The sequence below is a fragment of the Naasia lichenicola genome (genome assembly GCF_004801885.1).
GTDB classification, from domain to species: domain Bacteria; phylum Actinomycetota; class Actinomycetes; order Actinomycetales; family Microbacteriaceae; genus Naasia; species Naasia lichenicola.
The window spans coordinates 429854-449522 of sequence record NZ_SSSM01000006.1; the positions used below are offsets into that span (position 1 = coordinate 429854).

Annotated in this window: 19 protein-coding genes; 6 read left to right on the forward strand and 13 right to left on the reverse strand. The window is 69.4% G+C overall.

Features of this window, described 5'->3' with window-relative positions:
• Nucleotides 1-1239, reverse strand: a complete 1239-nt coding sequence (locus E6C64_RS18285) for a ThiF family adenylyltransferase (RefSeq protein WP_158437927.1) — start codon at nucleotides 1237-1239, stop codon at nucleotides 1-3.
• A 118-nt stretch (nucleotides 1240-1357) separates the two neighbouring features.
• On the opposite strand from E6C64_RS18285, the gene E6C64_RS18290 reads away from it, so the two are divergent.
• Nucleotides 1358-2245, forward strand: a complete 888-nt coding sequence (locus E6C64_RS18290; protein WP_136429189.1) for an alpha/beta fold hydrolase — start codon at nucleotides 1358-1360, stop codon at nucleotides 2243-2245.
• Between the two features lie 51 nt (nucleotides 2246-2296).
• Here E6C64_RS18290 and E6C64_RS18295 read toward each other — a convergent pair whose 3' ends face one another.
• Complete coding sequence (locus E6C64_RS18295) at nucleotides 2297-2719, reverse strand: hypothetical protein (protein ID WP_136429191.1); 423 nt, start codon at nucleotides 2717-2719, stop codon at nucleotides 2297-2299.
• A gap of 149 nt (nucleotides 2720-2868) precedes the next feature.
• Between E6C64_RS18295 and E6C64_RS18300 the strand changes: the two genes are divergently transcribed.
• Entirely contained in the window at nucleotides 2869-3642 is a 774-nt protein-coding gene (locus E6C64_RS18300) for an EI24 domain-containing protein (protein WP_136429193.1), read from the forward strand.
• Between the two features lie 61 nt (nucleotides 3643-3703).
• Here the strand turns inward: E6C64_RS18300 and E6C64_RS18305 are convergent, their stop codons facing one another.
• Nucleotides 3704-4537, reverse strand: a complete 834-nt coding sequence (locus tag E6C64_RS18305) for a MerR family transcriptional regulator (RefSeq protein WP_136429195.1) — start codon at nucleotides 4535-4537, stop codon at nucleotides 3704-3706.
• A 124-nt stretch (nucleotides 4538-4661) separates the two neighbouring features.
• On the opposite strand from E6C64_RS18305, the gene E6C64_RS18310 reads away from it, so the two are divergent.
• A complete protein-coding gene (locus E6C64_RS18310; protein ID WP_136429197.1) occupies nucleotides 4662-5879 on the forward strand; it encodes an MFS transporter in 1218 nt (405 codons plus the stop codon).
• Nucleotides 5880-5900: 21 nt separating this feature from the next.
• Here the strand turns inward: E6C64_RS18310 and E6C64_RS18315 are convergent, their stop codons facing one another.
• From E6C64_RS18315 to E6C64_RS18325, 3 genes are read right to left on the reverse strand one after another with little or no spacing between them, the layout of a single operon-like run.
• A complete protein-coding gene (locus E6C64_RS18315; protein ID WP_136429199.1) occupies nucleotides 5901-6407 on the reverse strand; it encodes a 2'-5' RNA ligase family protein in 507 nt (168 codons plus the stop codon).
• Between the two features lie 42 nt (nucleotides 6408-6449).
• The gene (locus tag E6C64_RS18320; protein WP_136429201.1) at nucleotides 6450-7604 is read right to left on the reverse strand and encodes an acyl-CoA dehydrogenase family protein; all 1155 of its coding nucleotides are present in this window, start codon (nucleotides 7602-7604) and stop codon (nucleotides 6450-6452) included.
• Nucleotides 7605-7648: 44 nt separating this feature from the next.
• The gene (locus E6C64_RS18325; RefSeq protein ID WP_136429203.1) at nucleotides 7649-8485 is read right to left on the reverse strand and encodes a UbiA family prenyltransferase; all 837 of its coding nucleotides are present in this window, start codon (nucleotides 8483-8485) and stop codon (nucleotides 7649-7651) included.
• 187 nt (nucleotides 8486-8672) lie between these two features.
• On the opposite strand from E6C64_RS18325, the gene E6C64_RS18330 reads away from it, so the two are divergent.
• Entirely contained in the window at nucleotides 8673-9851 is a 1179-nt protein-coding gene (locus E6C64_RS18330) for a glycoside hydrolase family 3 N-terminal domain-containing protein (RefSeq protein WP_136429205.1), read from the forward strand.
• Between the two features lie 31 nt (nucleotides 9852-9882).
• Here the strand turns inward: E6C64_RS18330 and E6C64_RS18335 are convergent, their stop codons facing one another.
• The 4 genes from E6C64_RS18335 to E6C64_RS18350 form a co-directional block, all read right to left on the reverse strand.
• A complete protein-coding gene (locus E6C64_RS18335) occupies nucleotides 9883-10782 on the reverse strand; it encodes an alpha/beta fold hydrolase (protein ID WP_136429207.1) in 900 nt (299 codons plus the stop codon).
• A complete protein-coding gene (locus tag E6C64_RS18340) occupies nucleotides 10775-11821 on the reverse strand; it encodes an FUSC family protein (RefSeq protein ID WP_136429209.1) in 1047 nt (348 codons plus the stop codon). The genes E6C64_RS18335 and E6C64_RS18340 overlap by 8 nt, the downstream gene beginning before the upstream one ends.
• A gap of 167 nt (nucleotides 11822-11988) precedes the next feature.
• The gene (locus E6C64_RS18345; RefSeq protein WP_158437928.1) at nucleotides 11989-13080 is read right to left on the reverse strand and encodes a winged helix DNA-binding domain-containing protein; all 1092 of its coding nucleotides are present in this window, start codon (nucleotides 13078-13080) and stop codon (nucleotides 11989-11991) included.
• Nucleotides 13081-13842: 762 nt separating this feature from the next.
• Complete coding sequence (locus tag E6C64_RS18350; RefSeq protein ID WP_136429213.1) at nucleotides 13843-14373, reverse strand: MarR family winged helix-turn-helix transcriptional regulator; 531 nt, start codon at nucleotides 14371-14373, stop codon at nucleotides 13843-13845.
• Nucleotides 14374-14516: 143 nt separating this feature from the next.
• On the opposite strand from E6C64_RS18350, the gene E6C64_RS18355 reads away from it, so the two are divergent.
• The gene (locus E6C64_RS18355; protein ID WP_136429215.1) at nucleotides 14517-15914 is read left to right on the forward strand and encodes a glucose-6-phosphate dehydrogenase; all 1398 of its coding nucleotides are present in this window, start codon (nucleotides 14517-14519) and stop codon (nucleotides 15912-15914) included.
• Nucleotides 15915-16194: 280 nt separating this feature from the next.
• Here the strand turns inward: E6C64_RS18355 and E6C64_RS18360 are convergent, their stop codons facing one another.
• The 3 genes from E6C64_RS18360 to E6C64_RS18370 form a co-directional block, all read right to left on the reverse strand.
• On the reverse strand, nucleotides 16195-16575 hold the full coding sequence (locus E6C64_RS18360; RefSeq protein WP_136429217.1) for a GIY-YIG nuclease family protein: 381 nt from the start codon (nucleotides 16573-16575) through the stop codon (nucleotides 16195-16197).
• A 408-nt stretch (nucleotides 16576-16983) separates the two neighbouring features.
• Nucleotides 16984-18042, reverse strand: coding sequence for an App1 family protein phosphatidate phosphatase (locus E6C64_RS18365; RefSeq protein WP_233255721.1), 1059 nt, complete (start codon nucleotides 18040-18042; stop codon nucleotides 16984-16986).
• Nucleotides 18043-18131: 89 nt separating this feature from the next.
• Nucleotides 18132-18872, reverse strand: coding sequence for an SOS response-associated peptidase (locus E6C64_RS18370; protein ID WP_136429219.1), 741 nt, complete (start codon nucleotides 18870-18872; stop codon nucleotides 18132-18134).
• A 119-nt stretch (nucleotides 18873-18991) separates the two neighbouring features.
• Here E6C64_RS18370 and E6C64_RS18375 point away from each other — a divergent pair, with 119 nt between their 5' ends.
• Nucleotides 18992-19630 (forward strand): TetR/AcrR family transcriptional regulator, encoded by a 639-nt coding sequence (locus tag E6C64_RS18375; RefSeq protein ID WP_136429221.1) that lies wholly within the window; start codon nucleotides 18992-18994, stop codon nucleotides 19628-19630.
• Nucleotides 19631-19669: the final 39 nt, after the last annotated feature.

Here is a 19669-nt window from a genome sequence, read left to right on the forward strand (position 1 = left end):
TCAATACCGCGGCTTGTCCGGTTCGATGTCGCGCACCCAGGCGTGCACTCCGCCGGTCAGATGGCTGATGCTCTCCCAGCCGACGCCCTCGAGATAATCGCGAGCCTGCCCGGAGCGGCCGTCGTGGTGGCAGTACAGGATCACGTTGGAATCCGGCGGCAGCACCGTCTTCGCCTCGTCGGAGAGCAGGTCGCCCATCGGCACGAACTCGGAGCCGTCGATGGCGACGATCTCGCGCTCCCACGGCTCGCGGATGTCGACGAGCACGAATTTCGCCTCGCCCTTGGCGCGCTGCTCGAGAAGGTCGTGCAGCTCCTGCGGTGAGATCTCGGGGTTCATGGCGGCGGTGGGCCTTTCTCGTGGTGCGGCGGTGTCCGCGCGTCTGCTGTCGGCCGGATGCATGTAGTGCGCGACGATGGCGTCCAGGGCGATGCCGTCCTCGTCCATCAGCTCGACGGAGACCACACGCGCGGGATCGTGGCTGAACGGCACCGTGCGCCAGCTGCCGAGGGTGCCGTCGTGCACGAGGAGTCGGCCGAGCAGCGGCTCGCCGAAGCCGACGATGAGCTTCACCGCCTCGGTGGCGAGCACGCCGCCGATCGCGACGCAGACCGAGCCGAGCACGCCAGCGGTCTCGCAGGTCTCGTCATCGACCGACGTGCGGTAGTCGGGGTAGAGGTCGGCGAGCAGGAACGGGGATCCCTCCGGCGGCTCGGACCAGAACACCGTCGCCTGGCCGTCGAGGCGCAGGGCGGAACCCCAGATGTACGGCTTTCCGAGCAGACCGGCGGCATCGTGCGCGATCGCCCGGGTGGGGAAGTTGTCGGTGCCGTCGATCACGATGTCGTAGTCGTCGATCAAAGCGAGGGCGTTCTCATCGGTGATGCGCTCGGCGATCGGCACGACGGCGACGTGCGGATTCTGGGCGCGCAGGACCGATGCGGCCGTCTCGACCTTCAGCGCTCCCAGGTCGGCAGGCGTGTAGAGGGTCTGCCGGTGCAGATTCGACTCCGCGACGGTGTCGGAGTCGAGCAGTCCGACCGTGCCGACTCCCGCCGCGACCAGCGCGGTGAGCACTGGAGTGCCGAGGCCGCCCGCCCCGAGGACCAGCACGCGAGCCGCCTTGAGTCGGCGCTGACCGGCGAGCCCGATCTCGGGAAGGGCGAGCTGACGCGCGTAGCGCGTGAGCTCGGCGGGGCTGAGGTCGTCGACAGGATCGATGAGGGGCGCGAGCGACATCACGTTCCTTCCATCCGCCGGGCGCTTAAGCCTACGGCGCGCCGAGAACCCGCTGTCGCGGAAGGCGCCTCCGGTCCAGCCCTCGATAACGGACAGGTTGGTGGTGTGGGATGAGGTCATGACCGATCGGGCCGGCGGTGTGGGCGAGCAGGAGCTGGACGAACCCGCGCCCGACCGATGGATATCGGTCGGCGGGCGACGGGTGCGCTACGCCGTCGGCGGAGACGGCCCACCGATGCTGCTGCTGCACGGGATCGCCCGCAGTCTCGAGGACTGGGTGGAGGCGCGGGTCGAACTGGAACCGCGCTTCACCGTCTACTCGCTCGACCTCCCCGGCTTCGGCGGCTCGGATCGGCTCGGTGGCCCCAGTGACCTCACCGCCTTCGGTCGATCGGTGCTCGACTTCCTCGATGCCGTCGGGGTGCGCGACCCCGTCCGGATCGTCGGCAACTCGCTCGGCGGCGCCGTCGCCCTCCAGGCGGTCGGCCTCGCGCCGGCGCGCTTCTCGGCCCTGATCCTCGTCGACAGCGCAGGCTTCGGTAGCGAGGTGGCCGCGGAGCTGCGCGCGCTCGCGCTGCCGGGGATCAACCGACTGCTGCTGCGACCCAGCCGCCGGGCCGCCGAGCTGCAGGTGCGCGGCATCTTCCACGATCCCGCTCTCGTCACGCCGTCGCGGGTCGACCTCGCCTATTCGCTCGCTTCCCGCGCCGGATCGGCGGAGGTGCTGCTCGAGATCGGCAGGTCGCTCGGCAATCTCCGCGGAGTCCGACCCGAATGGCGCCGGCAGCTCCTCGACCAGCTGGGTGAGCTCGACATCCCCGTCCTGCTGATCTGGGGCGAGAACGACCGGGTCCTGCCCGCCCGGCATCTCGACGCGGCTCGCCAGGTCTTCCCCGCGGCGCGAACCCACCTCTTCCCGGCCACCGGACACATGCCGCAGATCGAACGGCCCGCCGAGTTCGGTGAGGTCGTGATCGGATTCCTCGACGAGGTCGACGCGGACTGAACCGGATTTCCGGCGACCGGCTGAAGCGGTGCTGGCCCTGGCGGCCGTCGCTCAGAGCGAGAAGTTGAAGGTGATCCCGCCGACGACGGCGGCACCCAGGAGGAGCGCGAGGCCCACGGTGGCGAGCGGGAAGTGCGCGAGGACGCTGCTGAAGCCGGTGGTGGGCACCAGTGCGGGTTCGGCGGCGTTGGGAGTCGGCGCCGCGGCGAGCTGATCGCGGTAGGTCTCGAGCGAGGCGATCCACGCCGTGGTGTCCGTGATGGCTCGCTGCACCTTGACGGGCGCATCCTCGACATCGCTGATCGGCTTCGCCGCGATCCGGAAGCGGTCCGCCGTGATCGGCGCGTTCGGCAGCGCCGATCCTCCCGGGTTGACGATCTCGCGGCGCAGCTTGGCGATGACGTAGAGCACCGCTTCGGCGCCGATGAGGATGACGCCGGTGACGGCGACGAGCCAGACGATTCCACTGACCATGACGGGTGTTTCTCGCTTTCGGGTGCCGTGGAGGACACGGCGATCGCAGTCTGGCACGACGCGCCCCCGTGCGCCTAAACGGGGGCGCGGCCCGCAGTCGACGGGTGGAATGGGCGTCGCCGAAACGGATGGTTTGGATAGCCTGAGCCATGGCCGAGCATCGACCCAGCAGCGTTCGTGAGTTCCTTGCCGGGGTCGGTTTCCTGTTCCGGGGCTTCTCGCTCTGGCGGACCTCGCCCGGCACGATGGCCATCGGATTGATCCCGGCCGCCATCGTCGGTGCGCTCGTGCTGGCCGCCTTCGTGGCGCTGGCCGTCACCGTCGACACCCTCGCGCCGACGCTCACCCCGTTCGCCGACGACTGGACGGAGCCGTGGCGGTCGCTCCTGCGGGTCGGGGTCTCCGCCGCGCTGCTCATCGCCCTGGTGCTGCTGACCGTCGCGACCTTCACAGCCCTGACGCTGGCAGTGGGCGATCCCTTCTTCGAGCGCATCTGGCTGGCCGTGGAGCATCGGGAGGGCGGCTTCACCCGCGCGGACGACGGCGGCTTCTGGCGTTCGCTCGGCCGAGGGATCGTGTCGGGACTGCGCCTGCTGGTGCCGTCGGTGCTGGTCGGCATCCTGGTGTTCGCGCTTGGGCTGATCCCCGCCGTGGGTGGTGTGCTGGCAGCTGTGGTCGGCGCGGTGCTCGGCGGTGGCCTGCTCGCGCGGGAGCTGCTCGCCCGACCGTTCGAAGGCCGCGGGCTCGACGCACGGCAGCAGGCCACGCTTCGGCGCTCGCATCGCGCCCGGATCACGGGATTCGGCACGGCGACCTACGTCGTGTTCCTGCTGCCGCTCGGCGCGGTGATCGCCATGCCGGCCGCCGTCGCCGGCTCGACGCTGCTCGCCCGCGACCTGATCGACCCCTCCGCCGTCCGCTAGAGGCTGAGCCCGCTAGAGGCTGCGTCCGCTGGAGCCTGCGGAGGGGTCGGTCCAGCGTTCGCTAGAGGCTCCGCTCGGCGAAGACGCGCATCGCGTCGCGGACGAACGTCGCACCGTCGATGCCGCCGTAGTTCGCGGCGAACCGTTCGTCGGCCGGATACATATCCGCCAGGCCGACGAAGTACTCGCGAGTCGGCCGACCCTCCGCCGTGGTCGGGGCACCGGGCATGCCGCTGAGCCAGTCGTACTGGCGACGCGCCAGGGTCTGCGCCTCGTCCGCATCGGGTGCGATGCCTTCGACCGCCGCAGCGCGCCAGTCGGCGATCAGCGCAGTCGCCGCCTCAGTGAACGAGTTCTGCTCGCCGGGGGACTTGGCGCGCCACCATGCGTCGCTCGACGCGTAGGCGTCAGAGCCCCAGCGCTGAACCACCTCGTCCTCGTATCTGGTGTGATCGAATCCATCGAACATCTTCTCGGGCATGAGCTCCTGCTCTCCTTCTCCATCGGTGTCCGCGTCATCGATGGCGCGGATCGTGTGCTGGACCGACGCGATCTGCCGCGTCAGCCTCTCCTGCTCCCGCCGCAGCAGCTCGAGGTGAGTGCGCAGCGCCGGGACGGTGGCGGGCTGGTCCTCGAGCACGGTGCGGATGGCGGCGATCCCGAGTCCCAGCTCGCGCAGCAGCAGGATGCGCTGAAGGCGGGTCAGGGAGGCGGCGTCGTAGTGCCGGTACCCGTTGGCGCCCATCCGACTCGGTTCGAGCAGTCCTTCGGCCTGGTAGTGGCGAAGCGTCCTGCTCGTCGTACCGGCCAGCCGCGCGAGCTGCTGGATCGACCACTCGCGCGGGCGCTCCCGGTCCGATCCGTCCTGTTCCGATCCGTCCTGTTCCGTCAGCATTCCTTCACGCTAGGAGTTGACGCTGCGTCAAGGTCAAGCGGCTGCTCGTTCGAGATCGACCGGCCTGCTCCGCTTCCTGCCGCGGCGGGTCGCGGTGGGGCGGAGTGCTAGCGTCGAAATCAGGATGCAGAGCGTACGAGGCGACCGACCCGCATCCGGCGCGGCCCATCCCGCGCTGTTCGTCGTCGCCATGCTGCTGGTCGCGCTGAACCTGCGCTCGCCGTTCATCTCGGTCGCCCCGATCGCCTCCGAGCTCCGGGCGGATCTGCAGATCAGCGCGGCAGAAGTCGGCCTGCTCACCAGCCTGCCCGTGCTCTGCTTCGGTCTCGCCGCTCCACTCGCGCTGCTGGTCGTCCGTCGCGTGGGCGCCGAAGCCGCCGTGCTCGTCTGCCTGATCGGCATCATCGCCGGCTCGGTGCTCCGCTCGGTCGGACCCTTCTGGCTGATCCTCGCCTCCACCGTGGTGATCGGACTCTCGATCACCATCGGGAACATCGTCATTCCTGTTCTGATCAGGCGTGACGTCTCGCCCGGACGCGTCGGGACGGTGACAGGCGCCTATACGGCGGTGCTCAACATCGGCGCGATGATCGTCTCGGTGGGCACGGCGCCGATCTCGGAGCTGTTCGGCTGGCGGGTGGCGCTTGCGATCTGGACGGTCCTCACTGCGCTCGCTCTCGTCGGCTGGCTGGTCTTCCTCTCGCGGTCGAAGGGTCGCGTGCACGTGGCAGAGGTCATCCCCGCCGTCGCTCCCGTCGCCGCATACCGCAATCCGCTCGCCTGGCTTATCGCCCTCGCCTTCGCCGGGCAGGCCGTCTCCTACTACTCGATCACCGCCTGGCTGCCCACACTGCTCGCGGACGAGCGGGGCTTCAGCGCCTCCACGGCGGGTGCCTCTTCCTCGGTCTTCCAGGTCTGCGCGGTCATCGGAGCGCTGGGCACGCCCTTCCTCGCCAAGCGGCTGCCCGGCTGGCGGACCATCGCCATCCTCGGCGTGCTCTGGGTATCCCTTCCGATCGGGCTGCTCATCGCGCCCGAGCAGTTCCTCCTGTTCAGCGTCCTCGGCGGGATAGCGCAGGGCGGCGGCTTCACGTCGGTGTTCACCGTCATCGTGCAGATCAGCCGGACGGATCGGGAGAGCAGCGCGCTGTCGGCCTTCGTGCAGGGCGTCGGCTACGTCTTCGCCGCCCTCGGCCCGCCCGTCGTCGGCCTCGTGCACGACGCGACCGATGGCTGGACGGTACCGGTCCTGATCGTGGTCGGCACCACCCTCGCGTTCGGGGTCTTCGGGGTCAGCGCCGCTCTGCGGGCTTCTGCTCAGACGCGGCGCGCTTCGGGCTGACGCTTCGGGCGGCTCCAGGCTTCAGGCGACTGCGGTGATCGCCGCAGTGCTCGCATCCCAATGGCGGGCCGCGATCGCCTCGCCCATCAGAACCGCGCGGGTGTCGAGCGTCTCGAGCGCTGCCACCAGCTGATCCATCGGGATGCCGCGGGACAGTGTCACATGCGGCGTCCACGCTCCGGGCAGCGTCTTGGGGGCGATCCCGGTCGCCTCGGAATGCTGGGCGTGCACTGCGCGGTGCAGTTCGAGCAGCTCTCGATTCGGGACCACGAGGCGGGCGAGGATCACGCCCTTCCGACCCGCGCCGAACAGGATCGGCGCCCCGAGGCGGAGCGCGACGGGCAGCGTCACGTCTTCCAGCTTCGCCGACGCGACTCCCGCGTCCGCCCAGAGCAGGGTGACGTGCGGCCGATTGGAGACGCCCGTGTGTCGCGACTGATTGGGGATGCCCGCATCCTCGAGTCGCCACCACTCGCCGAGCACCGCATGCTCGAGCTCCTCGTCCAGCAGCAGCTCGATGCTCGTCATGCGCCGACCATCTTCGCGACTCCGCTTCCGCTGATCGCCATCTCAGGCGATCGGTCCGAGCCACGCATTGGCGACCGTGCTGTGCGCCGACTCGTCGTCGGAGGGATGGAACATGCCGGCCAGCACGTCGCGGTACAGCCGGGAGAGCTCCGCTCCTGCGGTGTACGAGGAGCCTCCAGAGACTCGGATCGCCTGGTCGACCACGAATCTGGCTGTCTCGGTCGCGCGGACCTTGGCGCCGACGAGCTTGGGGAACCACTGCGCGCCGTGGTCGACCCGGTCGTCGACATCGCGGGCGAGCGACTCGATCTGCGGAGCGAGGGAGTCCTGCGCGATGGCGGCCTCGGCGACCTTCCACCGGATGTCGGGATCCGACGAGTACGGCTTCCCGTCGTTCTTCATGGAGGTGCGCCGCTTGGCCGCGGCGACTCCGAGCTCGAGGGCCCGCGCCCCGAGCCCGGTGTAGACGGCGGCGAGCAGCAGCTCGAAGTTGGCGAAGATGCCGAACACCAGCGGATCGGCTGTCGGTCCGGGCGGGAGTCGACGGAAGATCCGCTCGGCCGGCGCCACGACGCCCTCGAGCACGGTGGTGTTGCTCTGAGTGGCTCGCATGCCGAGGGTGTCCCAGTCGGAGAGGATCCGGTAGCCGGGTGCCTCCCGCTCGATGAAGGCGTGCACGAGCTTGGGGGCATCCTCGGACACGGTGTCGAGGCCGAACACGCTGAGCCGGGTCCACGCGGGAGACAGCGAGGTGAAGATCTTGGTGCCGGTGAAGGCGTAGCCGCCGTCGGCCTGCGGGGCCGCCTCGGTGCGCGAGCCGAACAGCACCAGGTCGTTGCCCGCCTCGCTGATGGCGAAGCCGAACACCTCGCCCGCGCCCGCCTCGGTGAGCACCGTGTCCAGGAAGTCGAGCCCGCGTTCGTGCATGGCCTTCGCGACGCCGGTCCAGACCAGGTGCATGTTTACCCCGAGCGCGGTCGCGGGAGCTGCGGCCGCAAGGCGCTGCTGCTCTCGGACCACCTCGCGCAGGCTGAGTCCGGCACCGCCGAACTCCTCGGGCACCAGGGCGGCGAGGTAGCCGGCCTCCGTGAGCTCCGCGAGATCCTCGGTGAAGAACGCGTTGTCGCGGTCGTACCCGGCCGCTCGCGCGTGGATGCGGGCCAGCAGGTCGTCGGTCAGCAGCGAGCGAACAGTCACCCGTCCACGCTAGCGCGCGGCACCGACGCCGCGGCTGGAGCCCGTCAGGCGGGAGCGCTGAGCGCCGACCCCGCGAATGACAGCCCGACGACGAGAGCCACGGCGCTCAGCAGGATCAGCACGAACAGGATCCGGCCGAAGCTGCGCCTGACCACCAGGATGACGCCGACCACCGAGATGACCTCGACGGCGATCAGCGCCAACGCGGTGCCGCCGGTGGAAGCACCGGTGGCCACGAGGACGGCAGCGGCGAGGAGCGCCAGGAAGGCGAGCAGGCCGGTCGGACGTGCGCCGATCCGGTGGGGGAGTCCTCGGACTCCGGTCCGCTCGTCGTCATCGAGATCGGGGAGGACGTTGGCGAAGTGCGCCGCGACGCCCAGGAGGGCGCCCGCGCCGATCGCCCATCCGCTCGCGATCCGGCTCGGATCCGCGGCGGCTGCGACGAGGACGGGCAGCAGTCCGAAGCTCACCGCGTAGGGCAGCACGGAGAGGATCGTGCGCTTCAGACCCGCGTTGTAGGCGATCGCGGACATCAGGAAGACCGCATGCCAGCCGCCCGCGGCGATGCCGAGCGTGAATGCGCCGGCCACCGATGCGGCGGCGGCGATGAGGCTCGCGCGGGCAACGATGACGCGATCGATCCGGCCCGACGCGACGGGCTTGTCGGTGCGTCCACTGGCGGTGTCGCGCTCGGCGTCGATGGCGTCGTTGGACCAGCCGACGGCCAGCTGATCGGCGGCCATCACGATGGTGAGCACGACTATCCGCCGGAGATCGAGGCCGACGGCGGCAGCCAGCACAGCGGTCACCAGGGTGACGGCGGCCCCGGGAACGGGGTGCGACGACAGCAGCAGCGCGCCGAGGGGTAGCCGCTTCGTCACATCAGTCAGCGTAGGGCCGGTTCCGGCGGGGTCGGCCGCCCATGCCGCCTGAGCGGAGTTCCGAGCAGTGGGTTCCGAGCAGTGGTTCCGAGCAGTGGGTTCCGACACGCCCGAGCCGCCCGTCCGACACGCCTGGGGTCGCGCCGATCGGACCGTCTCCCTCAGATCGCGCGCCTATGGTGTGCCGGTGCTGCGACGACGGGGAGGGCGGAGGATCGTCGGCGCCGTCCTCGCGGGTGCGGTGCTGCTGCCGCTCCTCGCCGGCTGCAAGGTGCCGATCTCATCCGATCCGCCCGTCGCCGCTCCCACGGCAACGCCGCCGTCCGCTGAGGAGCTGCTCTGTCAGGAGGTCGATGCGCGGCTCGCCGCGATGTCGGTGCGTCAGGAGCTGGCGAGCCTGCTGATGCTGCACTACCCCGGCACCGACCCTGCAGCGCTCTCCGACTTCATGAGCCGCACGGGTGCGGGGGGATTCATCGTGATGGGTGACAACGCTCCGGACGGATCGGACATCGCGGGCACGACGTCGGCGCTCGATGTGGACCCGTCCCTCCCGCCGATCGTGGCCGTCGATCAGGAGGGCGGCGAGGTCAGCCGGCTGGATGCCGACTCGGGTCCCGCCGCGGAGCAGCTGCGCGAGCTGCCCGCCGACGCCTCGCGGGAGGCGTTCGCGGCACGGGCCGAGATCGTGCACACGGCAGGCATCGACCTCAACTTCGGCATCGTCGCCGACGTCACCGACGATCCCCATTCATTCATCTACGACCGGGTCCTCGGCACGACGCCCGCAGCCTCCGCAGACCGGGTGGGGGAGGCGGTGCTCGGCGAGCAGGGTGTCGTCTCGAGCACGCTCAAGCACTTTCCGGGCCACGGCCTGACCGACGCCGACTCGCATCTGACCGTTCCGTCGAGCGCGATCGGCCTCGACGAATGGAGATCGACCGCGGCGATCCCGTTCGAGCGCGGCATCGAGGACGGCGCCCAGGTCGTGATGTTCGGCCACCTCGCCCTGACGTCGGTCGATCCGGCGCCTGCCTCGCTCTCGACCCGATGGCACGAGATCCTCCGGGACGAGCTCGGCTTCGACGGCGTGACGATCACCGACGACATGCTCATGCTGCAGCAGACCGAGCTGCCCGAGTACCAGGATCCGGTGCAGAACGCGGTGCGGGCTCTGCAGGCCGGGAACACGATGCTGCTCTATGTGCTCGCGGCCGATCCGGCGGTGTCCGGAGTGGATGTCGACGCGCTGCTCGACGGACTCGAGGCCGCCGTCCAGGACGGGCGGATCAGTCGCGCCCAGATCGATGCGGATGCGCGCCTGCTGCTGGCCATGCGGATCGGCATCCGCGACCAGACGCCCTAGGGCTTGAGGGCTCCTCCGCGCATGCCGTCGTTCAGCTGAGCAGGCGCAGGACCGCGTCCGCGCGCTCCACCTGAGGGAAGTGGCCGCAGTCCGTCAGGACGGTGGCCGTGAGCTGGGGCACGACCGCCTCGAGCCCGCCCAGGTCTTCGGGAGCTACGAACACGTCCCGATCTCCGACGGCCACCGCGACAGGACAGCTGATCCGCTTCCACCGTTCGATCCGATAGCCCCGCAGCGCGTCGGCAGCCAATGTGAACGAGCGCGGTCGGAGATCCTCGGCGGTGGCGTCCATCACCCAGCGCGGCGCGCGCAGCGGGTGCCGGAACAGCGGGGCCGCCAACAGCCGGATAGCTCCGAACCGCTGCAGACCGCGGACCGCCGATCGCGCGCCGCGGTCGATCGGAGCCAGCACGCGAAGGCCGGCACGCAGGAGGACGAGCTCTCGAAGGCCGCCCGCCAACGACCGGACAGGATGGTCGACCGCGGCGATCACGCCGGACGAGCTCGGGGACAGTGCGAGCACCGATGCGGCGATCGAGTCGGTCCTGGCGGCGAGGTGCAGCGCCAGCAGCCCGCCCATCGAGTGGCCGACCAGTCGAGCTGACGAGAATCCGAGTGAGCGGACGGCATTCTGCACCGCATCGGCTATGTCGTCGATGCTCGTCTCGCGGCGCAGCACGGCCGTGCTCGATCCCCAGCCCGGAGCATCCAGCGCCAGGACGGCGCCGAGATCGATCTGAGCGCTGTCGGCCGCACGCAGAAGCGCCGACCAGGTCGACCACGAGCCGGCCGCTCCGTGCAGCAGCACGAGAGGAGGACGCTCGTCATCCGGACGCGGGGACGGGCGGTGCCACACCATCGCTTGACCGGCGGGGGAGTCGACGAGGGAGGGAGTCAGCCCGAATTCCGCGGGATCGGGACGGTCACTCACCGACGATCTGCTCTCGCACCCGGCGCAGGTCCTCCATCAGCGATCCGATCAGGATCCAGTGCTCCGGATGCGGGGCGAGGATGACCAGAGGTGCGGTCAGCGCGGGCAGATCTCCCGTCACTGTCGGAGGTTCCACGCCATCCCGCGCCACCTGCTTCTCCGACCGCACGAGCAGGCGCAGGTCATGGGCGGCGCGACGGATCTCCTCCGCGATCCCGGCCACGACCGGCTCGCCGAGAAGCGAGGGGTCCCAGTGGTCGCGCAGCGCTCGAGTCATGCCGATGACCTGGTTCACGATGGGGTCGAGTCGGGCGAAGAGGGCGATGTCCTGCTCGAGCTGATCTCGGAAGCGCGAGCGACGGGGATTGAGGGTGAGGCTGTCCCGCCCCTGGGCGACCGCATCGTTGGCGGCGGCGCGGAGCTGGCGCAGCGCCCGAGCATCGGTCAGCAGGGTGGCCAGCGATCCGGCCGGTGTGGGGGAGGTGAGTTCGCCCGCGAGCCGGTCGAGGATGTCCGCCGACTGCCGTCCGACCCGGCTGACAGCGAGGCGGGCCGGTCCGATGGCCAACGGCGGCACGATCGCGGCGTTGATGATCAGCCCGATCGCCGCGCCGATCAGGGTCTCCACGATGCGCTCGGCGGCGTATGCGGGCGTGGCCGCGCCGATCGAGAGCACGAGCATGGCGCTGATCGGGATCTGCACTGACGACGCCGGGGTGAGCCGGAGAGCCCAGGCGATGAAGACCGAGGCGACGACGGCGGCGAGGACGACCCAGGACTGGTCGGCGAAGATGATTCCGATCGCCAGGGCCACGAGCACCCCGACGATGACGCCCACGCTGCGTTCGAGGGCCTTGCCGAAGGACTGGTTCACACTCGGCTGCACGACCAGCAGAGCGGCGACCGTGGCGAACACGGGCAGGACCCCGGGGAGGAGCAGGCTGGCGACGAACCAGGCGACGATCGCGGCAGCACCCGTCTTCGCGACCTGGAGCAGCGGAACGCGGGTCGCGGTGGTGAACCGGTTCGCCCATCGCATGTCGCCAGCGTAGGACGGGCGGCACAGGGAGCACTCGTCGGCTCGCGGAGGAACGCCCCCGAAAACCGGTATTGATCAGGTCATCGAGCGGGATCTCGCGGATCGGCGACGCTCGTCCGACGCGGTGCTCCAGTGCCGTCTGGTCGGTGCTCGTCTATCCGGTTCGACTATTGGGCGCTCACGAAGCGTGCGTGTTCCGCGAGAGCGCGCTCGAACCCCGTCCGCTCATCGGCGGTCAAGGTGTCGAACGGGACGACGGCAGCGCCCGACGCCGATTTCGGATCGGTGCGCCAGGTTCCTCGGATGCGTCCTCCGTGTTGGAGAGTGCGGAGGAACATCCCGTTCTTGCCGGGTACCACGAGCTCGAAGTGCTCGTCGGACAGGTTGGGCTGGCGGTCTCGATAGCCGAGAATCAGCTCATCGAAGGCGCCGAGCGCGGTCATCGACCGTCTGCCCTCGGTGATCATCTCCGGGACGAGGGCGGGAGAGTCCTTGAGCACGGCGACGGTGCGGCCGTCGTAGTCGAACTCCTCGAGCTCCTCCTGGATCGATGCCATCGCCGCCGTGGCCTCGGATTTGAGCAGCATCGCCCACCACGCGAGATCGGCGGCATCGACCGGGCCGTGGCCGCGCACATAGCCGAGGGCCAGTCGATGCAGCGCCTCCTCGCGGGAGAGACGCGGCGTCGGCGGAAGCCAGCTCTCGGCGAGCACGATGCCGTGCTGCTTGCCGACGCGTGGTCCGAGGCAGATGACGAACGTCTGCGCGAGGTAGCCGATCAGGTGCGCGCCGCGCTGGCCGGATCCGTCGATTCCCTGGTCGGCGAGCTCGGTGAGGAAGGCATCGCGGGCGAGGATCCTTCCGTCCGCGAGGATCTCGTGGGTGAGCTCGGCGGAGCGTTCCAGCGTCGGCAGGGGCAGCCCGAGGCTCTCCTGACGGGTCTTCGCGGATCTGAGAGGGCGCGCCGCGGCGAGTTCGAGCATCCAGCCCAGATCGGCCGCCGCCGTGATGTGAAGGGTTCCCCGAAGAGGCCAGGAGCGCACGATCTCGCGACGCTCGAGCGCCACCTCGATGTCGCGATCTCGGACGGAACCATGGGTCCGCGAGCCGATCACCCATTTCGAGGCGGTGTAGTCCTGGGCTTGGACCGCGAGCATCCACGATGCGGTGGCGGCGATGGTGCGCGCCGGCCCTGCGGGGAGGAGCTGATTCACCGCGCGCATGCGGGCGACGTCGGCGGCAGTGAGCTCGAGGGGCATGGTCTGATTATCGCGAAGCACCCCGACATCCGCGACGCGAGCCGGGTGCATCCGGTTCACCTTGGCGGCTCAACGCACTGATGGCTGTCGATCGGCTCCGGGGGAGGGAGCCGGTCGACAGCCATCAGACCGCTGCCGTGGGGGAGACGGCGGGTGCGGGGCCGGCGGCTGGGGAGGCTGCCGGCGTGGTGGTGCTGCGGATGAGCCCGGGGGAGGCTCGTGGGTTGAGTTGTGGGGTATGAGCTGGGGGGAGCTCGGGTGAAGCTGGGTCGGCTTCGGGTGATGCTTCGGGTGATGCTTCGGGGTGATGCTTCGGGGTGATGCTTCGGGGTGATGCTTCGGGGTGATGTTTCGGGTGAGCCTGGGGGGAGCTCGAGTGAGGCTGGGTGGGCCTCGGCGAATCTTCGGTTGATTCTGGGTGATGTCCTGCCGCAGTGGGGCTGTGGCACGGGCGGACGATGCGGCTTCTCGGGTATGTCTGCTGCGGCGGCTTCCGGCTGATCGGGTAATCATCCGGCTGCCTGTCGTCCAGGTGGAGCGGCGGTTCTTCGCTTGCCTTCCGTGTCCTCATTTACGGGGACCTTTTGGGCTTGATGAAAATGTATCCCTGTCGATCACTGCGAAAAATCCCCACTACGGGGTACACCGATCTGTCTGTCCCCGCGCGTTCTGTCCGTCATTCGTACCCCGTTGGTTCACTTAACGGGTTACAGAATTCAGACGGATCTGTCTATGCGGACCGTCAATGGACCCGCGTCCCCTTCAGTAGAGGAACGGGTGCTCAGCGTCGTCGAGCACCGCCGCGGGCTCCTCGAATGATGGCTGCGGTGCGGCCAGCATCGCCCGTGCTTCCGGCGATCCGGCTCGCTCGCCGAGGCGCAGGAGGAGAGCGCGCAAGGTGGTGACCTCCTTCACCGACAGGCGGGCGAAGTAGTCGGCCTCCAATTCTCGGGAGGCACGCTGCAGGCATTCGACGGTCTCGCGCCCCTCATCCGTGAGCGAGATCGACTGGCGACGCCGGTCGCCGGGAACCTCCATGCGTTCCAAGAGCCCCTGCGACTCGAGGTGATCGAGCAACGGAGGCGCGTTGCGCGGATCGATGCCGATCGCGGCGCTCAGCTGCTTCGAACTCGTTCCGTCGACGTGCAGGAGCGCCTGGAGCACCCCGAAGTGGTGAGGGGTCAGCTCGTGATCACCGAGCATCTTCGCCCATCGCTTGCGGACCTCCGCGCCGCACTGGGCGAGCAGGAAGCTCGTGCCCTGCTCGGCCGGCGGCAGGGCTCCTTTGGGCACACGTCACGGTAACCCGGGCCGACCGGCGTCGCATCTCCCGGAACCGCTCGCGCGCGTCGTGGCGTCGGATGTGCGCGCGTCCGGGACTTCCGGATGGGCGAAACCTGAACGGACACGAAAGCCGCGCTGACTAAAGTCGTGCCATGAGCGATGTCGGCACCCTGATCATCCTTGGCGCGAGCGGCGATCTGACCGAAAGGCTGCTCCTTCCTGGGCTCGGCAGTCTGATCGCCTCCGACGATCCGAAGTCGTCGGCGCTCGCGACCGACGTGCGGATCATCGGGTCCGGGCGCTCAGCCAAGACCGATGAGGTCTGGCGTCAGACGGTGACGTCGACGCTTCAGGCAGGCGGAGCGTCGGGGAGCGCGGCGAAGGCGCTTGCGAGCAAGGCCTCCTATATCCAGGCCGATCCGACCGTCACTGAGGACCTCGGCCGCATCCTGGGCGAAGCCGAGGGCGTCCCTGTCATCTACTTCGCCCTGCCTCCCGCCATCGTCAGCGAGGCCATCACCGCGATGGCTGAGGTCGAGCTGCCGAAGGGCACGATCCTGGCGGTCGAGAAGCCGTTCGGTTCGGACTCCCGCAGCGCCGCTGCGCTCAACCGCAAGCTCGAGAAGCTCGTGCCCGAGCGTCAGATCCATCGCATCGATCACTTCCTCGGCCTCCCGACCGTGCTCGGCATTCTCGGCCTCCGCTTCGCGAACCGGCTGTTCGAGCCGATCTGGAACGCGCAGAACATCGAACGGGTCGAGATCACCTACGACGAGCAGCTCGGACTCGAGGGTCGCGCCGGCTACTACGACACCGCCGGCGCCCTGATCGACATGCTGCAGTCGCACCTCATGCAGGTGCTGTCGGTCGTGGCGATGGAGCCTCCGATCTCAATGGATGAGACGGAGTTCCGTGCCGCGACCTCCCAGGCGATCCGGGCGATCTCGCTCTGGAGCGGCGATCCCGTGCTACCCGGCACGGATGGGTCGAGTCGCCGTGCCCGGTACACGGCCGGCACGATCGAGGGGCGGAAGTTCCCCGACTATGCGTCGGAGGAGGGCGTCGATCCGACGCGCAAGACCGAGACCCTCGCCGAGATCGCGCTCGAGGTGCGCACAGCCCGGTGGGCGGGGGTTCCCTTCATCCTGCGGTCCGGCAAGGCCATCGGCGACCCGCGCCGCGAGATCGTCCTGACGTTCCGGCCGACCCCGTTCCTGCCGACGGGACTGAGCGGACCGCGGGTGCCGGAGCGGATCGTGCTCGGCATCCACCCTCAGACCCTGGCGCTGGATGTCGCCGTCAACGGGCGGAGCGAGCCGTTCCACCTCGAGCACGCCGCGTTCGACGTCGAGCTGGCCGAACGCGACCTCACGGCGTACGGCGAGGTCCTCGCCGGGGTGCTCGGCAGCGACCCGACCCTGTCGGTGCTGGGCGATGTCGCGGAGCAGTGCTGGCGGATCGTCTCCCCGGTGCTGAAGGCCTGGCGAGCGGACGAGATCCCCCTGGACGAATACCGCGCCGGTTCCCGCGGCCCGTCCACCTGGAGCTAGCCCCCGAGTCTCGTTGGTCGAGTAGGCGCGCCAGCGCCGCGTGCAGGCCCCGTCGTTGGTCGAGTAGGCGCGCCAGCGCCGTATCGAGGCCCGGCCGTTGGTCGGGTAGGCGCGCCAGCGCCGTATCGAGGCCCGGCCGTTGGTCGGGTAGGCGCGCCAGCGCCGTATCGAGGCCCTCTCGTTGGTCGAGTAGGCGCGCCAGCGCCGTATCGAGGCCCGCCTGCGGTGCTCCGTTGGTCGAGCAGTAGCCACGTGTTGAACCGCGCCCCTGAGCGCTGAGTCACTCCTTCGGATTCAGCCGTCGCGAGCTGGTCCTGCGCATCTCGTGAGACCCCTGACCGCGCCCACCGGGGTTCGATGATTCTGGACTCACCAACGACGGTGGATGCCCCTTGCGATTCAGCCGATTGAGATCGTCAAGCCGCCCTTCGATGAGGGCGATCTTCTTGGCTCGCGACCAGCGTTGGATTCGCTTCTCGAACTCGAAGGCCTCGCCGATGGTGTCCGACTCGAACGCGGCAACCAGCTGGACGGGGAGTCGAGTGCGCGTGTACGCCGCGCCGACGCCCGTTTCGTGGTCGAACATGCGCTGGTCCAGATCGCGGGTGCTTCCGATGTAGAGGCTCTTGTCGGCGCATTCGAGGATGTAGGTCCATGCCATGCCGAGATGGTGAACCATGTTGGGTCGGCCTCAGGCGGATGGACGCGATCTGTGGACAACTCAATCGGCTCGTCGAGTGTGAAGGGATGCTCACGAGGGCCTCGATACGGCGCTGGCGCGCCTACTCGACCAACGGGGGGGCCTCGATATGGCGCTGGGGCGTCTACTCGACCAACGGGAGGGGCGCGGGGGCCTCGATATGGCGCTGGGGCGCCTACTCGACCAACGGGAGGGGGTGCGTGGGCCTCGATATGGCGCTGGGGCGTCTACTCGACCAACGGGAGGGGCGCGGGGGCCTCGATACGGCGCTGGCGCCTACTCGACCGACGGGAGGGGCGCGTGGGCTTCGATATGGGGCTGGCGCGCCTACTCGAGCAACGGGATATCGCGCGCACGCGGATCACGCCGTCAGACGAGGGGGATCTCCTTGAGCTTCGCGGCCATGCCGGCTCCGTCGGGCGAATAGATCCACGGGACGTCCGTCTTGGAGGACCAGTCGTCCGCCTTGGAGCGCCCACCCGCGAGCACCGCCTCGCCCGGGGAGAGCTGTCGGATGGCCACCGCCGCGACGCGTCCGGGGTGCGACGTCGCGAACTGTCCGTAGATCTCCTCATCGTGCTGACCGTCGTCGCCGACCAGCAGCCAGCGGATGTACGGGAAGTCCGATGCGAGCTGCTCGAGGCTCTTCTCCTTGTGCGCCCGGCCGCTGCGGAAGACCCGATCGTGGGTGGGACCCCAGTCGGTCAGCAGGAGCGGCCCGCGCGGATACAGGTTGCGACTGAGGAAGCGAGTGAGAGTCGGCGCCACATTCCACGCACCGGTGGACAGGTAGATGATCGGCGCACCGGGACGCTGGCTGGCGAGCCGGTCGTAGAGCACCGCCATCCCCGGAGTCGGCGTTCGCGCGTGCTCATCGAGGACGAAGGTGTTCCAGGCGGCCAGGAACGGTCGCGGAAGCGCGGTGACCATCACGGTGTCATCGATGTCGGAGACGATCCCGAATCCCGAGTCGGGATCGACGATGTAGACGGGCGCCTCGACGGCGGGCGCATCATCGCTCATCGGGTCGTCTGTGCGGATGCTGACCGTCTGCCAGCCGATGGGCAGATCGGAGTCGAGCCGGACGTCGATCACCCCGCCGCGGTCGGCCGTGACGCGGTGCTCCGTACTTCCGACGGTCACGATGACGATGACATCGTTGACGGCCACGCTCGTGAAACTGCGCCAGCCTCGGACGCTGGCCCGGCCGGGTCGACCGCCCTCGCGGGTGAGCAGGACTCGACCCAGCACGCGGACCCATCCAGGGGCCCCATAGCCCGCATACGGGATGACGGTCGGGAGCAGGCCCCGCTTGCGGGCGCGCTGCTCGCGGAACTCCTGGATCGCATCCTCGATCCGGGCCGCGCGGTGGAGGATCAGGGCGCCGGGGTGTGCATCTTCCTGGCGCTGCTTGCGGACCGAAGGCACCTCGCCAGCCTAGGCGGTACGCCGCGTCGGATCCGGGAAGCGGTCGTCGAGGTGGAGCGCCCGACGGCGCGTCGCAGAGCCGCCTGTCGTCACGACGACTCGACCGGTGCGATCAGCTCGGGGGAGTTGTTGCGCACGTTGCCCACCTCGCGGCCGACCTCCCGGAGGGAGAACTCCTCGGTCGCGAAGATCCCCTCTGCCGCGATGGCAGCCACAAGCTCGGCATCGCCCTCCTCGGTGGGGTCGAGCCAGGGCTCGAGGGTGTCTGCGGTGAGCACCACGGGCATCCGATCGTGGATGCCCGCCAGTTCGCCCGCGGAATCCTGGGTGAGGATCGTGGCCGACAGCACCCACTTGGCTGGATCGTCATCGGCAGCGGCGGGGTTCTTCCACCATTCGTACAGGCCGGCGAAGGCGAACATCGCGTCGTCGGGCGGGGCGATGTAGAACGGCGTCTTGCTGCCGTCCTCGTTCTTGCGCCACTCGTAGTAGCCGGAGGCGGGGATAGCGGCTCGGCGCTTCTTGACGGAGTTGCGGAACGCGGACTTCTCGGCGGCGTCTTCGGAGCGGGCGTTGAACATCCGCGAGCCGACCGACAGCTCCTTCGCCCACGGCGGCACGAGACCCCAGCGGGCCGCCTCCAGTCGACGCAGGGGCGCCGGCTCGTCGGCCTCGGACGTCTTCTTGGGCAGGGAATCGAGCACGATGTTGACCCGATCGGTCGGAGCGATGTTCCAGGATTCGGCCGCGAGGGTCTCGCCGACCTTCTCGACATCGAAGAACGACACCATGTCGCCCACCGTCTTCGTGACCACGTATCGCCCGCACATGTGCACCATCTTGGCGCACCCCTCCGACTCGCCGCCCCGCCCCAGTCCCGAAAGAAGTTCCCGCCCCCACTCGGGGGCGCGATAGGATTCCCCATCGTAGGAACCGAAAGGGGAGTCCGATGAGTGTGGGTGACCTGCTGGAGCAGCCGGCTGAGACCTCCGTGCGCAACGAGCCCGTGCAGGCGCGGAGCGCCCTGCGACTGTCCTCCCTCCTCGACGCCGCGGCGCACGTCGTGGACGAGCAGGGCTACGACCGGCTCACGACCGCCATGGTCGCCGATCGGGCGGGCGCGTCCATCGGAACCGTCTACCGCTACTTCCCCGATCGGATCGCGGTCCTCGAGGGGCTCGGTGCCCGATCGGTGCGCCGCCTCATCACCGAGGTGGAGTCCCAGCTCTCCGACTCCGCCGATGTCGCCGAGAGCGTCGACATCCTTCTGGCCGCGTACGTCGCCATGTATCGGACCGAGCCCGGTTTCCGGGTCCTGCGCTACAGCGATTCCGCCGACGGCCGTCCGAACGATCATCCGACCTCCAGCGCCCTCGTCCGAAGCCTCGCCGACCTTGCCGCCCGACGGGGGCATGACCTGACAGCGGCCGATCGGATGTTCCAGCTCGAGGCGATCGTCACCCTCTGCACCTCGCTCATCCACCGGGCCTTCGCCGCCGACCGCGGGGGCGACGAGCGCTTCATCGCCGCTGCCGCAACGGTGGCGACCGAGTCGATGCGGACCCTGAACAGCGCTCCCGACGCCTGACCCGATCGTCGGCTGATGCAGCCTGTTTCTGTCACGGGG

What these genes read in the sequence shown, in the direction of transcription:
- E6C64_RS18315 (WP_136429199.1), bottom strand. Translation starts at nt 6,407, where the DNA reads ATGACGAGCATCGAGCTGCTGCTGGACGAGGAGCTCGAGCATGCGGTG.
- E6C64_RS18310 (WP_136429197.1), top strand. Translation starts at nt 4,662, where the DNA reads ATGCAGAGCGTACGAGGCGACCGACCCGCATCCGGCGCGGCCCATCCC.
- E6C64_RS18300 (WP_136429193.1), top strand. Translation starts at nt 2,869, where the DNA reads ATGGCCGAGCATCGACCCAGCAGCGTTCGTGAGTTCCTTGCCGGGGTC.
- E6C64_RS18355 (WP_136429215.1), top strand. Translation starts at nt 14,517, where the DNA reads ATGAGCGATGTCGGCACCCTGATCATCCTTGGCGCGAGCGGCGATCTG.
- E6C64_RS18290 (WP_136429189.1), top strand. Translation starts at nt 1,358, where the DNA reads ATGACCGATCGGGCCGGCGGTGTGGGCGAGCAGGAGCTGGACGAACCC.
- E6C64_RS18375 (WP_136429221.1), top strand. Translation starts at nt 18,992, where the DNA reads ATGAGTGTGGGTGACCTGCTGGAGCAGCCGGCTGAGACCTCCGTGCGC.
- E6C64_RS18305 (WP_136429195.1), bottom strand. Translation starts at nt 4,537, where the DNA reads ATGCTGACGGAACAGGACGGATCGGAACAGGACGGATCGGACCGGGAG.
- E6C64_RS18370 (WP_136429219.1), bottom strand. Translation starts at nt 18,872, where the DNA reads ATGTGCGGGCGATACGTGGTCACGAAGACGGTGGGCGACATGGTGTCG.
- E6C64_RS18340 (WP_136429209.1), bottom strand. Translation starts at nt 11,821, where the DNA reads ATGCGATGGGCGAACCGGTTCACCACCGCGACCCGCGTTCCGCTGCTC.
- E6C64_RS18295 (WP_136429191.1), bottom strand. Translation starts at nt 2,719, where the DNA reads ATGGTCAGTGGAATCGTCTGGCTCGTCGCCGTCACCGGCGTCATCCTC.
- E6C64_RS18345 (WP_158437928.1), bottom strand. Translation starts at nt 13,080, where the DNA reads ATGCCCCTCGAGCTCACTGCCGCCGACGTCGCCCGCATGCGCGCGGTG.
- E6C64_RS18360 (WP_136429217.1), bottom strand. Translation starts at nt 16,575, where the DNA reads ATGGCATGGACCTACATCCTCGAATGCGCCGACAAGAGCCTCTACATC.
- E6C64_RS18285 (WP_158437927.1), bottom strand. Translation starts at nt 1,239, where the DNA reads ATGTCGCTCGCGCCCCTCATCGATCCTGTCGACGACCTCAGCCCCGCC.